Origin of the sequence: Pseudomonas helvetica, assembly GCF_039908645.1 — a bacterium.
Taxonomy (GTDB): domain Bacteria; phylum Pseudomonadota; class Gammaproteobacteria; order Pseudomonadales; family Pseudomonadaceae; genus Aquipseudomonas; species Aquipseudomonas helvetica.
The window spans coordinates 3,752,930-3,767,172 of sequence record NZ_CP150917.1 but is presented as its reverse complement, the minus strand read 5'-3'; the positions used below and the strand labels follow the sequence as shown (position 1 = coordinate 3,767,172).

13 protein-coding genes are annotated in these 14,243 nt (G+C 60.1%); 3 read left to right on the top strand and 10 right to left on the bottom strand.

From position 1 onward, the window contains the following. Positions 1-91: 91 nt before the first annotated feature. Positions 92-976, top strand: coding sequence for a LysR family transcriptional regulator (locus tag AABM55_RS17350; protein ID WP_054597883.1), 885 nt, complete (start codon positions 92-94; stop codon positions 974-976). 86 nt (positions 977-1,062) lie between these two features. Here AABM55_RS17350 and AABM55_RS17345 read toward each other — a convergent pair whose 3' ends face one another. Then, positions 1,063-2,025, bottom strand: a complete 963-nt coding sequence (locus tag AABM55_RS17345; protein ID WP_347927096.1) for a transposase — start codon at positions 2,023-2,025, stop codon at positions 1,063-1,065. A 1,135-nt stretch (positions 2,026-3,160) separates the two neighbouring features. On the opposite strand from AABM55_RS17345, the gene AABM55_RS17340 reads away from it, so the two are divergent. Next, complete coding sequence (locus AABM55_RS17340) at positions 3,161-3,493, top strand: hypothetical protein (RefSeq protein WP_103317243.1); 333 nt, start codon at positions 3,161-3,163, stop codon at positions 3,491-3,493. A 153-nt stretch (positions 3,494-3,646) separates the two neighbouring features. On the opposite strand, the gene astA is transcribed toward AABM55_RS17340, so the two are convergent. The 7 genes from astA to AABM55_RS17305 form a co-directional block, all read right to left on the bottom strand. Continuing rightward, a complete protein-coding gene (gene astA, locus AABM55_RS17335; RefSeq protein WP_347927095.1) occupies positions 3,647-4,681 on the bottom strand; it encodes an arginine N-succinyltransferase in 1,035 nt (344 codons plus the stop codon). A 31-nt stretch (positions 4,682-4,712) separates the two neighbouring features. Beyond that, on the bottom strand, positions 4,713-5,729 hold the full coding sequence (locus tag AABM55_RS17330; protein WP_347927094.1) for an arginine N-succinyltransferase: 1,017 nt from the start codon (positions 5,727-5,729) through the stop codon (positions 4,713-4,715). A gap of 132 nt (positions 5,730-5,861) precedes the next feature. Then, positions 5,862-7,211 carry an APC family permease gene (locus tag AABM55_RS17325; protein WP_347927093.1) on the bottom strand — a complete coding sequence of 450 codons (1,350 nt, stop codon included), beginning with the start codon at positions 7,209-7,211 and terminating at the stop codon, positions 5,862-5,864. A gap of 143 nt (positions 7,212-7,354) precedes the next feature. Continuing rightward, on the bottom strand, positions 7,355-8,107 hold the full coding sequence (locus tag AABM55_RS17320; RefSeq protein ID WP_347927092.1) for an N-formylglutamate amidohydrolase: 753 nt from the start codon (positions 8,105-8,107) through the stop codon (positions 7,355-7,357). Continuing rightward, positions 8,091-9,443: a glutamine synthetase family protein gene (locus AABM55_RS17315; protein ID WP_347927091.1), complete on the bottom strand. Its 1,353-nt coding sequence runs from the start codon at positions 9,441-9,443 to the stop codon at positions 8,091-8,093. The genes AABM55_RS17320 and AABM55_RS17315 overlap by 17 nt, the downstream gene beginning before the upstream one ends. Further along, entirely contained in the window at positions 9,440-10,084 is a 645-nt protein-coding gene (locus AABM55_RS17310) for an isochorismatase family cysteine hydrolase (protein WP_347927090.1), read from the bottom strand. Before AABM55_RS17310 ends, AABM55_RS17315 begins: the two co-directional genes overlap by 4 nt. A 2-nt stretch (positions 10,085-10,086) precedes the next feature. Further along, positions 10,087-10,941, bottom strand: coding sequence for a MurR/RpiR family transcriptional regulator (locus AABM55_RS17305; protein WP_054597875.1), 855 nt, complete (start codon positions 10,939-10,941; stop codon positions 10,087-10,089). Positions 10,942-11,199: 258 nt separating this feature from the next. Between AABM55_RS17305 and cobF the strand changes: the two genes are divergently transcribed. After that, positions 11,200-11,967 (top strand): precorrin-6A synthase (deacetylating), encoded by a 768-nt coding sequence (gene cobF, locus AABM55_RS17300; RefSeq protein WP_347927089.1) that lies wholly within the window; start codon positions 11,200-11,202, stop codon positions 11,965-11,967. Positions 11,968-11,976: 9 nt separating this feature from the next. Here cobF and AABM55_RS17295 read toward each other — a convergent pair whose 3' ends face one another. Together AABM55_RS17295 and xthA are read right to left on the bottom strand one after the other, a co-directional pair. Continuing rightward, a complete protein-coding gene (locus tag AABM55_RS17295; protein WP_347927088.1) occupies positions 11,977-13,314 on the bottom strand; it encodes a phosphate ABC transporter substrate-binding/OmpA family protein in 1,338 nt (445 codons plus the stop codon). 111 nt (positions 13,315-13,425) lie between these two features. Then, positions 13,426-14,238 (bottom strand): exodeoxyribonuclease III, encoded by an 813-nt coding sequence (gene xthA, locus AABM55_RS17290; RefSeq protein WP_103317224.1) that lies wholly within the window; start codon positions 14,236-14,238, stop codon positions 13,426-13,428. Between the last annotated feature and the right edge of the window lie 5 nt (positions 14,239-14,243).

The window sequence follows — 14,243 nt, the reverse complement described above, 5'->3', positions numbered from 1 at the left end:
TCTATCAGATTGATTTGATAAGTTGATTTTTAAGGTTGATTAATAGATAAAACTCAGTAATCGGTTGTAGTCAGCAGGGTGAGGGACGGTGATGACAGTCAAGCAGATCAGGGCGTTTTTGGCAGTGGCGCAGAGTTTGAGCTTTGCGGTGGCCTGTGAGCGGCTGCACCTGTCGCAGTCGGCGTTGAGTTTGACCATCAAGGCGCTGGAAGACGGGCTCGGTGGGCGGCTGTTCAGCCGCACCACCCGCAACGTTGCGCTGACCCCGGAGGGCGAGTCCCTGCTGCCGCTGGCCCGGCGGTTGATCGCTGACTGGGACAACGCCGAGGATGAAATGCGTCAGCGTTTCACCCTGCAGCGAGGGCGGGTGACCCTGGCGGCGATGCCGTCGTTTGCTGGCAACCTGCTGCCGCCGATTCTCAAGACCTTTCGTGCGCGCTACCCCAAGGTCAACGTCACGGTGAACGACGTGATCAACGAGCAGGTGCTGGAAATGGTCCGTGACCGTCACGTGGAGCTTGGCGTGGCGTTTGAGCCGACGCAGAGTTCATCGCTGGAATTCACTCCGTTGTATATGGATCGCTTTGTCGCGGTGGTGCCGAGTGATTCGCCGCTGGCCGAGCGTGCCGAGATTGACTGGAAAACGCTGCTGGAGCAGCCGTTTATCACGTTGCAGCGGCCGTCGACGGTGCGGGTGATGCTTGAGGAGCACTTGCAGGCGCGGCAGATGAAGTTGCCGGTGGAGTTTGAGAGTCATCAGTTGGCGACCGTCGGGCGGATGGTTGCCAGTGGGCTGGGGGTGAGTGCGGTGCCGGCGTTGTGTGTCGAGCAGATGCGTGAGCTTGGGGCGTGTTGCATTACCTTGAGTGATCCGGTGATTGAGCGGGCCATTGGGGTGTTGACCAAGCCGGGGCATGAGTTGTCGGCGGCGGCGCAGGCGTTGTTTGACATCCTCAAGGACGAAGTTCGTCTGTAGCTGCCGCAGGCTGCGATCTGTTGACCTTGGCGGCCGGACAGCCGACCAATCTCCCGCAGATGTACGCAGTTCACCTGTGGGAGATTCTATGTTGCAGGACAACCCTGCAACGGTCGATTCGGTTGGTATTCGCTCTGGTTTTTCATCAGGGCGAACGCCACCCGGGCGAGTTTTCGGGCAAGGATTACCAGGGCCTGAGTCTTCTTGAAACCTCTGGCCAGGTACCCTTCATAAAAGGGTTTCCAGGTCGCTGAACGACAGGCGGCCATGGCCGAGTTGTGGGCCAAACGCCGTATTTCCGGATCCCCTTTCTTGGTCAGACTGCGACTCCCCGTCTTTTTTCCCGAGTCATCAACCCTCAAGTCCATGCCCAAAAAAGCGATGAAGGCATTGCTGTCCTTAAACTCGCCACGCAAAAAAGCCGTCGCAAATCCGGTTGCCGTCAGTACACCGACGCCTTCAATGGCCTTGCAACGCTCAATATTTTCGGCGGCTCCGGCCTCTTTGCTCAGGTCACGCAGCTTTTTTTGAATGGCCAAATCCGAGTGCTTAAACGTCCCCATCAGACATTTCAGCTCTTCTTCCAGGCGCGGCTCATTGGCCCAGCTCTGAGCCAGACTGACACGCGCCTTGATCAGTGCTGCCCGTCGATGAAGCAGGCTTTGCAGGGCCTTGTAAGCCTTGGGCGGCGGGCTCCAAGCGCGTAACCCAGCCTGTTCATGCGCCAGATACCGAGCCAGAAGACGGGCATCGCACGGATCATTTTTAGCTCGTTGGCCGACACCGCGGCGGTAATGACTCAAGCGATAACCGTCCACGACGTAGACCTGATGACCCAACTCATGGGCCAACTCAACCGTGTCCAAGTGGTAAATGTTGGTGGCCTCGACGGCAATGCCACTTTTGGCGGGCAGCGTCTTGAGCCAGCGTTTGAGTGCTGCCCGATTATTGGGGATGGCTTGTGTGGTTTGCAGATCGGCGCGATAGACGAGCACCTCGGCCTTGGCCACATCAACACCCACGACCGTTTGCGAAGTAAGGATTGTCATGACGAATCCTCGGAGCTAGGGTTTAAGAGCTTGTTGGGGTCTACCGTTGCGCTGGCTTGTCTCTATCGTCGGCCTTGCCGATGAATTCCTTATTGGCGCTTTTGGGTAGAAGGGGTGGGACGAAGTCTCCCACGGTCTGTACTGGCTAGAGTCAGAATCGGGCTTTTAGTCCCACCCACCCCTTCAAGTCTAAACATACAAGCGGGCTTGCTCGCGATGGCGGCCTGACAGCCGGCCTATCTCTTGCAGATGTACATCAATCCATTGTGGGAGCCGGGCTTGCCCGCGATGGCGGCCCGATAGCCGACCAATCTCCCGCTGGTGTACATATCCATTTCTGCGGTAACGGCGGCTTACGGTTCCGCTCTTACAGCGGGTCACTTTGGCAAACGCCCCAAAGTAACCAAAGGTCTTCGCCCCAAGCGTCCGGCACCTCGCCTAGGCTCGGCGTACCCTTGCTCCGGTGTCCATCAGGGGGCATCGCCTACGGTCTGCTTCGCGACGACCTCCTCTCGATGTGTCCGGCTGCGCCGTACGGCGCTGCGCGCCCACCCCCTGATGAACACCTCCACTCGGCCTCCCGAAGGGGCGGGTGGATCAAGATCAAAAGCCACAGCACGGCGGCCTGACAGCCGGCCTGAGTGGTTGGGGCGCGTAGGGCTTGAGATCGTTCCCATGCTCCGCGTGGGAATGCCGCCGGGGACGCTCCGCGTTCCGATTCACGAGCTGACGCGGAGCGTGGGAACGATCAACAGAACGCGCGCAAACCTGTGGGAGCGTGGCTTGCCCGCGATGGCGTCCGTTCAATCGATGAAGTTTCCGGGCGAACTTGTCGGAGATTTCCCGCATGCTGTGGCGGTGTGCATGAACTGGTGCGTGATGGGCTGCATCGATAGTCTTTGGGCTGTCACTGCAAATTCAGTGACAGGGTGTGGAAGCCCTTCTATCGTTAGGCGCACAAAGCGCCACCAGTTCGGCGTTTTTTATCGTCTGAGTTTTATGGTGGCTGTGCGCGGGGCGCTTTCGAGCGCGCCGGGTGCCTAACGTCCCGGTCTTCCACACCTGCGTACAGCCGCCACCTATTGCGTGGAAGTGATGTCTGGCGGCTTCAACCCATACGTTAGGAGTCACAAAAATGAACACCTACACCCCCAATCCACCCTACGTTCCGCCAACCTCCCATCCTTCCAACCGCTACATGGCCCTCACCAGCAACTGCTCTGACATGCCGACCCTGTTCGTCGACACCCACGCGCCGCTCGATATCCTGCTCGACGCTGCCCGTTATCGCATTCGTGCGGTGACTCAGGTGCTGGAAAACCTGGCGATGCGTGGCGAAATTGCCAGCGATTCGGTGATCCTCAACGATTTCGCCTTGCTGTGCGCCATCCCGTTGCGTGACGGTTGTGATCTGCTGGATGTGCTCGGGCGGCGGTTGCCGGAACCGGTTTTGGATTCAGTTAAATAGAGTGTTCAGTGCGGTCTGTCTTTTTCTCGATCCTGCGACAGGCTTTTCACGAATTACTCACATCCTGAAGCGCAGATTGAACTGACAAAAGGATTTGACCCCATCAAGCAGAAAGCCCGCCATGTGCGGGTTTTTTGCTGTTTGTCTGGCACGTTATGCGGCAACCGCCTGCTGTTGTTGCTTGAGCATCGGCACGGCGCGTACCGAGCTGCCAGCTTGCAATTGCAGGCGCTTGGCGGTCAGGCGATCGACCAGCAAGCTGTTGCCGACCAGTCGGGCGCGGGCGGCGGTGATCCGGCAGTTTTCCAGGCGCTGGTTATGGATCAGCCAGAGCGGCGCGTTGTCGTCAGGTGTGCCGACCATCAGGTCCAGAGACTGGCTGTTGCGCACGGCACGGATTTTCGAGACCTGGGCTTCGATGACCGGGCCGCCGTCGAAAATGTCGATGTAACCCTTATGGGCAAAGCCTTCGTTGCAGAGGATTCTGCGCGCCGGTTCGGCGTTTTGATGGGCCTTGCCGATTACCGCCTGGGCTTGCTCTGTGAGCATGCAGGTGTACAGCGGCTGACGTGGCATCAGCTCGGCGATGAACGACTTGTTGCCGAGCCCGGACAGGTGATCGGCGTGGCTGAAATCCATTTTGAAAAAATGTCGACCCAGGCTGTCCCAGAACGGCGAGCACCCGTGCTCGTCGGCGCTGCCGCGTAGCTCGGCGATCAGTTTTTTGCCGAACAAGTGCGGGAACTCAGCAACAAACAGCAATCGCGCCACCGACAGCAGGCGGCCGTTATGGCCCTGACGCTGATCCGGGCGCAGGAACAACGAGCAGATTTCCGATTGGCCGGTCATTTCGTTGTTGAGGAACAAGGTCGGGATTTGTCGACGGATTCCCAGGTCCGCCGAGGTGTTGACCGTCAATCCGACGCGGTAGTTGTACCAGGGTTCGCGCAGCCCGACAGCACCTGCCAGGGCGCTGACGCCGATCACCTGATGATCGTCGTCTTCGAGCACGAACAGGTAGTCGGCGTCGGCCCGTTCAACCTGACCGGCAAAGGTCCGCTGCGCCCAGCGGACGCGCAGGGTCAGACGTTCTTCGTTGGCCGGCAGCGAGGTGAACCCCGGGCCGGCGCTGCGTGCCAGCGCCAGTAACGCAGGCAGGTCAGTCATTTGAACCGGGCGCACGATCATGATGGAGCTCCTTGAGTGCGGAAGACCTGCTTCATAGCGCAATCAGCCGAACCGGGCCGCCGTTGTCCAGTTGCAACGCATCGAGTTGAGTGGCGTCGAGCATGACGGGTTCGTCTGCGCTCCAGTCCAGTTCGGCGACAATTGCCCGGTAGTTTTCCAAAGAGTCATTGCTCAGCAGATACGGCGTCTTGCCGCCGCTGTGTGAACTCAAGCGGGCAATGGCCGTGCGGGTCTGGGCGATCGAACGAATGCTTGGGGTGCGCGCAAACAGTGTTGGCCCACCGTCGAAGAGGTCGATGTAGCTGTTGGTCTCGAAGCCTTCACGCTCAAGGATGTCGAAGGCTTCCTGGCCATCCGGATGAATCCGGCCAATACACGCCTGAGCGCTTTGCGGCAGCATCGGCACGTAGATCGGGTAGTGCGGCATCAACTCGGCGAGAAAGCTTCGGTTCTGCAAGCCGCAGAGGCGTTCGGCCTCGACGTAGGGCAGGTCGAAAAAGTGCTTGCCCAGCGCATCCCAGAATGGCGATTCACCCGTGTCGCTGCTGTAGCCGACGATTTCGGTAATCACGGCGTCGGAAAAGCGTTGCGGATGGGCGGCGATGAACATCAGTCGGGCCCGTGAAAGCATTTCCGAGGAGGGCGTGCGTTCAAGCTCGGTGTTGATGTGAAAACCGCGCAGCAAGGTATGGGCGCTGAGGTCCTGGCATAACGACAGCGCCGGCACCCCGTGATGAATGTTCAGCTCGCGCGACTCACTGGTGAACGGGCGGTTGCGCAGGCTGTAGAAGGGCTCGTTGAAACCGGCGGTCGCGAGGACTTCCGAACAGCCCAGCAGCCGTTGACTGGCCAGATCTTCCAGCACGAAGAAATAGTTCTCCGGACCCTGGTTCTTCACGTCACTGGCAAACGATGCACAGGATGCGAGAATCTTCTGGCGCAGGCGCTCGGTGTCGTCCGGCAACGAGGTGACACCCACCAGGCTGTCACGCGCAAGTTGTTGCAACTGAGGCAGGTCGGATAACTGAACTGGGCGTAAGGCCAGCATGGATGTACTCCTGTATCAAAGGGCCTGATACCGGGCATCAGGCTTGACTATCACTGTCGGTTTCCACGCACTACAACGGCGGTCGGCTAATCCCTGTCAGCGACCGCTCGACGTTTTAAATGCTGACCTTTTCTAACTGTTGGAAGGGTCCGGCAACACAGCGCTGGCGCCGATTCTGTTGAGGAAAAACAGATAGACCAGGCCCGCTGCAATCCAGATACCGCCGAGCTTTTGCGCATCGACACCCATGTTGTAGAGGATGGCGCTGACGATGACGAAACCGATCACCGGGCAGACCAGATGACGGATGAACTGGCCGGACTTCTGCCGACGCCAGTAGTAGTTGATCACCGTCAGGTGCAGCAGCATGAAGCCGCTCAGGGCCCCGAAGTTGACCAATGAAGTCAGGGTGTCCACCGAGTTGATGAACAGGTAGCAGATCAGCAGCGACAGCACCGCCACCAGGTAAATGCTGATGTACGGGGTGTTGTGTTTGGGGTGGACCTTGGCCAGCACTTTGGGCAGTTTGCCGTCGCGTGCCATGCCGAACAGCAGGCGCGATACCGCGGCTTGCGAGGTGATCGCCACCGCCACGCCCCAGGCCAGAGCCGTGGCCACACCGGTAACGGTTGCCAGCCAGCTGCCGGCGGCGATTTCGGCGATTTCATAGAACGCGGTATCGGCGGACTTGAAGCCCATGCCGGCGGCCAGGTCCGTGGCGATCCAGGTCTGCACGACAAAAATCACCCCCATGACCACCAGCGTGATCAACGCGGCTTTGCCGACGCTGCGGCCCGGGTCGCCCTTGATCTCTTCGGCCAGGGTCGAAATCGCATCGAAGCCTAAGAACGACAACACCGCAATCGACACCGCTTGCATCAGCAATGCGAAGTTGAAGTGCTCCGGGTTGTACAACGGCGCCAGGGTCAGCTGGCCGTTACCGGCGCCACCGTGCAAGGCGGTCCAGGCGTAGAACAGGAAGATCCCCAGCACCACCAGTTGCGCCAGCAGAAAGATGATGTTCATCCGTGCGGTAAAGGTGATTCCCCGCAGGTTGACGAAGGTCGCACTGACCAGGAAGGCGAGGATGAAACCGACCTTGGGAATGTCCGGGTACAGGTGATTCAGCGCCATTGCCGCATACACATAGAGCAGCGGCGGGATCAGCAGGTAGTCGAGCAGCATCAGCCAGCCGGCGATAAAGCCGACATGCGGGTGCAGCCCGCGTTGAGCATAGGAGTAGACCGAGCCGGCGATCGGGAAGGCCCGTGCCATGCTGCCGTAACTCAAGGCGGTGAACAGCATTGCCACCATGCCGATGATGTAGGCCAGCGGCACCATGCCGGGCGCCTCCTGGTTGACGTAGCCGTATACGCCGAACGGGGCGATGGGGATCATGAAAATCATCCCGTAAACCACCAGATCGGTCAGCGACAGGCTGCGTTTCAACTCTTGCTTGTAGCCGAATTCTTCTATTTCCATGAAGCGGTTCTCCTTGTAGGTCACTGCGGCAATGTGTTTGAACCAGGCTGGTAAAAACACGTTACAGCGTTTGTTATCGTTGTTTTACCGGTACAACCATCGGTGTTTTTTCAGCTTGAAACAGTTCGTTTGAGGCTTCGGTTCTACAGCAACGGCGCCAGATAATCGCTCCAGGTCTGGACCGCCAGCCGATTGCGCAACAGGTCATTGCGCACCTCGATCAGCACCGAATCGATGCCACGGGCGTCGCCGTGAACCGGCACTGTCATGTCGCTCGCCGGATTGATTTTGTAGGGCTGATTGCCGGCAACCCGCAATGGATGCCTGGCCAACCCGTCGATCAGCCGGTTCGCATACTCCTCGGCCTGCCCATACAGCACGCCGGCTTCCAGCGCTCGAGGTTGGCCGAAGTAGATCGGCGTGAAGCTGTGAATACCCACCACCCGCACCGCGCGGCCTTCGGCCAGGCGGGCATCGATCAGATGGTGAAGGCGTGTGTGAAACGGCGTGAACAGGCACTCGCGGCGGTAGTCGCGGGTCGCTTTGTCGAGGTTCTGATTCCCCGGCACCGGGTAAATTTCGCTCTTGGCCGGGATGCTGTCCGGGGCCTGTAATGGACGGTTGAGGTCGATCAGCAGACGCGAGTAGTTGGCCGCCAGCAGGGTCGCGCCGAGGGCTTTGGACAGGCTTTCGGCGAGCGCCAGCGCGCCGATGTCCCAGGCAATGTGCTCGTGCGCGGCTTCGCTGCTCAACCCCAAATCGTTCAAGGCCGTCGGGATGTAGCGGCTGGCATGTTCACACACCAGAATCAGCGGGTGCTCGGACGCTTCCCGGCTCAGGCTGTACGCCGGCTCGGTGTAAAACCCGAACTCGGCGGACTCAGTAGAGGCGCGCATAGTGCTCACAGAGTTGGGCGGGTGACAGGTGTTGGGTCAAGGCAAGTTCCTCGGTTTTGACGGCGAAGTAGGTGTCGAGCAAGGCGCTTGGCAAGGCTTCAAGCAAGGCCTCGCTGTGACGCAGGTGGTTCAGGGCCTGAGCGAGTGAGACGGGCAGGGCGACGATGCCGCGGCGCTGGCGTTGTTCTTCATTCAGCGAATCCGGGACTTCATCGGTGATCGCGTTTAGCGCCAGGCGTTGCTCGATGCCCAGTCGGCCGGCAATCAGCACGGCGGCCAGCGCCAGATGCGGGGAGGCCGTGGCGTCCATGGCGCGGAATTCGAGGTTGTATTGCGCGGCCTCGGATTTGCCGCCCAGGCTCACGGTCGGGCAGATCCGCAGCGAGGCTTCGCGGTTGCGTTGGCCCAGGCACGCGTACGACGCGCTCCAATGATGCGGTTGCAGGCGCTCATAGGAAATCGGAGTCGGCGCGGTCAACGCGCAGAGGGCCGGCAAATAGTGCAACACGCCTGCGGACCAGTGCTGGCCGAGGGTCGACAGGCCATTCGCGGTCCCGGCGTCGTACAACACCGGATCGCCGGACAGGTCGTGCAGGCTCAGGTGCAGGTGCACGCCGTTGCACACGGCGTGTTCCGAGGTCTTGGGTGCAAAGCTCAGGTTCAGGCCCATTTGCCGGGCGATCTCACGGGTGATCTCGCGCACGTTGACCGCGCGGTCGGCCGCCGCGACGCCCTGGGTCGGCCGGCAGGTGATTTCGTATTGGTGCTTGCCATATTCGGGCAGGAACATTTCCGGCTCGACCCCCCCTGCGCGCAAGGCGCTGAGCAGCCAACCGCCGAACGCTGCGCCCTGACGCTGGGCCTCCAGCGAAAACGCCAGATGCTCGGCCTGGGCGCTGTCGGTGGTGAGGTTGAATTCGTGCTCGAAGGCCGACGTGATCTGCAGCCCCAGCTCATCGTGGTAACGCTGTACTTCGTTGCGTAGCAGCGTTCGCGGGCAGGCCGCCCATGGACGGCCATCGGTTTCGCAAATGTCGCCATGGATGAAATCCAGGGCCGGCGCACTGGCATCGGGACCGTTGTTGACCGTCACCCGGCTGGCCAGGTCGGGGATCAGCCGCAAGTCACCGTAGGCACCCCACGGGTTGCTGGAGGCGATGATGTCTTGCGGGGTCAGCGCGCTGTTGGCCGGGACCCAACCGCAACCGGCGGCTTTGTAGTGTTCGAGTTCATCGCTGGGAAACGAGCGGCCGCGGGTCACGCCGATCAGGTCGGTGGTGACGATGGTGGTCATGGCCACGGGCGTCAGGGGCTCACTGCTGTTGGCGCGGCTCATGCCTGCAACGCCTGCAAACGGTCGAGCACGGTCTGCGTGTCGGTGATCCAGCAATAACCCTTGATCGCGTTCAGGCACGCCAGATGGCGTTGCTCGGTGTAGGTCGCGCAAGCGTCTTCTACCAGTGTTACCAGATAGCCGCGATCAGCCGCATCGCGCACGGCCATGTCGACGCACTGGTCGGTGACGATGCCGGCGATGATCAGATGGCGGGTTTGCAGGTTGCGCAGCACGTAGTCGATGTTGGTCGAGTTGAAGACCCCGGAGGAGGTCTTGGGCAAGACGATTTCGTTTTCGGCTGGTGTCAGTTCTTCAATGATGGCGGCGTGCGGGCTGCCTTTTGGCAGGTGCATGTCCGACAGTTTGTGGTCCAGCGAGCGGTCTCGACCGTCGGCGGTGAGGCTTTCGATGAGCGTGTGTAGAACGTTCTGCCGAGCCGTGCGCACGGCGGCCAACAGCCTGAGCTGGTTGGGAATCACCTGTTGGCGGGTGCGCTCGAGGAAGTACTTGGCGTCGGGCCCTTGCAGATGCGGGTCGAACTGCGGCTCAAGCCAGGCGCGTTGCATGTCCACCAGCAGCAACGCGGTGTGGTCGGTAGCAAACGGCAAGTCACGGGGCGAGTGATGGGGGAGCATAAACATCCTTATTTTTCCTCCAGCAGGTGAGTGGTGAAATCGCTTCGTAGTGCATCGATGCCTTCGAGTCGCTCGGCGAGATCCGGGCAACGCGGCGTCAGGCAGGCAATCAAGGCCTCGACCTGGGCCAGCGCCGGCACCAGGGTGTCGAAGGCCGACGCCGACTCTACGGGCGCAGTGATCACCAGATCCGCCATCTCGCGCAGCGGCGAGGCGTAGATATCGGTGAACAGCACGACGCGCGCATGCCGGTTCCTGGCCGCGCTGGCAACGCGCAGAGCCTGGGATTGATAGCGTCGATAGTCGAACACCAGCACTACGTCCTGGCGTTGCACATCGAACAGCCGATCGGGCAGTTGCGCGTTGTCTTCCAGGGCAAAGCAGCCTGCACGCAACAGGCGTAAATGATTGAGCAGGTAGTGGGCGAGGAAGCTGCTGAAGCGTCCGCCGAAGCAATGCACTTGATGCCGTGTATCCAGCAGCCATTCGGCCAGGATGCGCACATCTTCGGGCTGGGTCAGGGCCTGGGTTTCGAGCAGGGCGCGGTGACTGTCCGCCAGGTAATGGGTCCAGACATCGTCTTGCTTGAGGTGCGAACGCGGTTGCAACAGTGCACTGGGCGAGCGCAGCCGGTGATCCATGTCGCTGAGCAGTGCGTCCTGAAAATCGGCATAGCCACCGAAGCCGAGTTTTTTCACCAGGCGCACGATGGTCGGATCGCTGACGCCGGCATGCTCGGACAGGCGTGACATCGGGCCCAGCCCGTTGCGCGGGTACTGGTCCAGCAATGCACGTATGACTTTGCGTTCCGACGGCGTGAGGTCCAGGCCGGGATCGGTGATCCGGTCTCTGAGTGAGGGCATCCGAGCTCCTGCTAGAGGGGTGTGTTGCTTTTATTTCATAATCCGTTAAATCAGTATTTATGTAATTTATGCTACATGTCTAGTGAATTTTTTCATGTGCCTGAAAAGCACTAAAGTGGGGCGAAAGTCTTGTCCGACAAGGCCTGCGTGGGTTTCGCCTGATGCTGTACGCTAGTGCTTTAGTTCGTGTAGGAAATTGGTGCGTTTATCTACGGATGAGCCGTTAGACACCATGATGCACAGCGAGGTGAAGCATCCATGAAGCAGCTACTGGTCATTGGCATTGGTGCCGGCAATCCCGAATACATCACCATGCAGGCGGTCAATGCGTTGAATCGGGTCGATGTGTTCTTTCTGATGGACAAGGGGCAGAGCAAGGACAAGCTGATCGACCTGCGGCGGGAAATCTGCGAGCGCTATATCACCGATCCGGCTTATCGCTTCGTCGAGGCCGACAGCCCCGAGCGGGTGCGCGGCGATGTGGACTACAACGCCAGCGTTGTCGATTTGAACCGCGACAAGCAACAGATCTTCGAGCGCTTGATCAATGAAGAGATGACGGACGATGAGTGTGCGGCGTTTCTGGTGTGGGGCGATCCGGCGTTGTACGACAGCACCCTGCGGATCTTGCAGGCGATCCTCGAGTCCGGTCGTTGTACCTTCACCTTCGAGGTGATTCCCGGCATCAGCAGCGTCCAGGCCTTGGCGGCGCAGCACAAGGTGCCGCTGAATCGCATTGGGCGCTCCATTGAAATTACCACCGGCCGCCGCCTGGCTGCGGGCCAGGTCAGCGACGCCGACAGCCTGGTGGTGATGCTCGATGCAGAAGATTCCTACCTGCAGGTGGCCGATCAGGAGCAACAGATTTACTGGGGCGCCTACCTTGGCACGCCGGATGAAATTCTTATTTCCGGCAAGCTCAAAGACGTTGCGCAAGAGATAACGCGGGTCAGGAAAGCCGCGCGGTTGGCCAACGGCTGGATCATGGACACCTATTTATTGCGCAAGCCTGAATCGCCAGAGTGAGCGCGGCTGTCAGTAAACCCAGACTTCCACCCGGCGATTCTTGATCCGTCCTTCATCGGCGCTGTTGGCCGCCACCGGCATTTCGTCTCCAAAGCCACGAATCTCGCGAAACACCACACCACTTTTCACCAGCTCGCGGCGCACGGCCATGGCACGCAGCCTCGATAGCAGGGCCGCCCGCTGCGAATCGGTCTTGGCATCGCCGAAGCCAACCAGTGTCACCTGTTTGTTCAGCTTGTCGTGCTGCTTTAAATAGTCGAGCACCCGCGACAGGTCCTGTCGGGCCTTGTTGTCCAGGTTGGCGCTGCCTTCTTCGAAGCGAAAATTCACCGTGAGTCGTTGTGCATGATCAATGATTGCCCGGTAGTCGTCAGGCATCTGCGGGTTCGGCGCGACGTTCATGGCTTGCACGGTCTGCGCGATAAAACCATTGGCGGCAACAATCGCCTGACCCTTACTGCTCTGGGCGAATTTCACCAGCGCGTCGGCCCAGGGGTTCTGGCCATCAGGCGGCAAATAGAAATACAACCGACGCGACAGCGGATAGTCCTCGGTGGCGATCAGGCTGTTGAGCGGCAACATCGGCTGTGAGTTGCCATCGACAATCGCCACAGCTTTTGCCTGACGCACGTAAGGCAAGCCGATGAAGCCGATGCCTTGCGGGTCCTGGCTGACCGCATCGGACAGTTGCTCGCTGGATTCGAAGCGTTTTGCCGAACCCGCCAGCGTTTTCCCGCGATGGCTCAGGAGCAGTTCCTTGAAGGTGTCATAGGTGCCCGAATGGTCATCCCGGGCGTAAAGGTTCAGCGGGCCACCGGTACCGCCGAGTTCTTCCCAGGTTTTCACTTCACCACTGAAAATCCGCGCCAGTTGTTCGGTGTTCAGCTGCGTCAGCGGGTTTTTCGGGTGCAGGATGATCGCCAGGCCGTCGATGGCGATGACTTGCTCGGCGTTCGGGCTTTTCAGGTCGCCGAGGGTTTCGAGGTCGACCAGTTCGCTGTCCTTGATCGGGCGCGAAGACGCCGCCAGGTCGGCGCTGGCGTTTTTCAGTGCGGCGAACCCGGTGCTGGAGCCGTGGGCGGCGATGTCCACGACCACCCGCCGACCCTGGGCCGTCTGGCCGACAATTTGCTGTTCGTTGTCTCTGTCCGAGACTTCGCTATGGACCTTCAGCAACCCTTGTTCCAGCAACAACCCTTTGACCAGCGCCGGGCCGAGGGCTGCCCCGATGGTGTTGGAGCCTTGAATGCGCAGGGCAGGGCCATGCTCGGGTATCGGCAGCTCAGCGGCGGTGGCAAAGAGCGGAAGCAAACCGCAGAGCAGCAGCGGTAACAGGACGCGCAGCATCGAGCCGACACCTTTCAAGGTCACAGGAAGTGTCGGGAGAATAAGACAGAAAGGTTGCTGAAATATGACGACGCAATGATCGTTCCCACTGCGTGGGAACGATCGCAGCGATCAGCTCAGCTCAAGCCAGATCGGCGCATGGTCCGAAGGTTTTTCCATGCCGCGCAGTTCGTAGTCGACACCGGCTGCCTTGACCCGTGGCAGCAGCCCTTGGGAGGCGAGGATCAAGTCGATGCGCAGGCCGCGCTTGGGCTCGTCTTCAAAGCCACGGCTGCGGTAGTCGAACCAGCTGAAGCGATCCGTTACGTCCGGGTTCAGGTGGCGGAAGCTGTCCACCAGGCCCCAGTTCTTCAAACGGGCCATCCACTCGCGCTCTTCCGGCAAGAAGCTGCATTTGCCGGTTTTCAGCCAGCGCTTCATGTTGTCCGGGCCGATGCCGATGTCGCAGTCTTCCGGGGAAATGTTCACATCGCCCATCACCACCAGCGGCTGGTCATTGCTGAACTGGGTTTCGAGCAGCGTCTGCAAGTCGTTGTAGAAGCGCTCCTTGGCCGGGAACTTGGTCGGGTGGTCGCGGCTTTCACCCTGTGGGAAATAGCCGTTCATGATCGTCACCGGTACGCCGTTGGCATCGGCGAACGTGCCCCAGATGAAGCGGCGCTGGGCGTCTTCTTCGTCGCTGGCAAAGCCTTTGTGCAACGCGAGCGGTGCCTGGCGTGACATAAGGGCGACGCCGTAATGACCTTTCTGGCCGTGGAAGCTCACGTGATAGCCCAGCGCCTCAAGCTCGGCGAGCGGGAACTGGACGTCATCGACCTTGGTTTCCTGCAAGCCGATGACGTCCGGCTGGTGCTTCTCGATCAGTGCCGCCAGTTGATGGGGGCGAGCGCGCAGGCCATTGATGTTGAACGAGACGATCTTCATGGTCG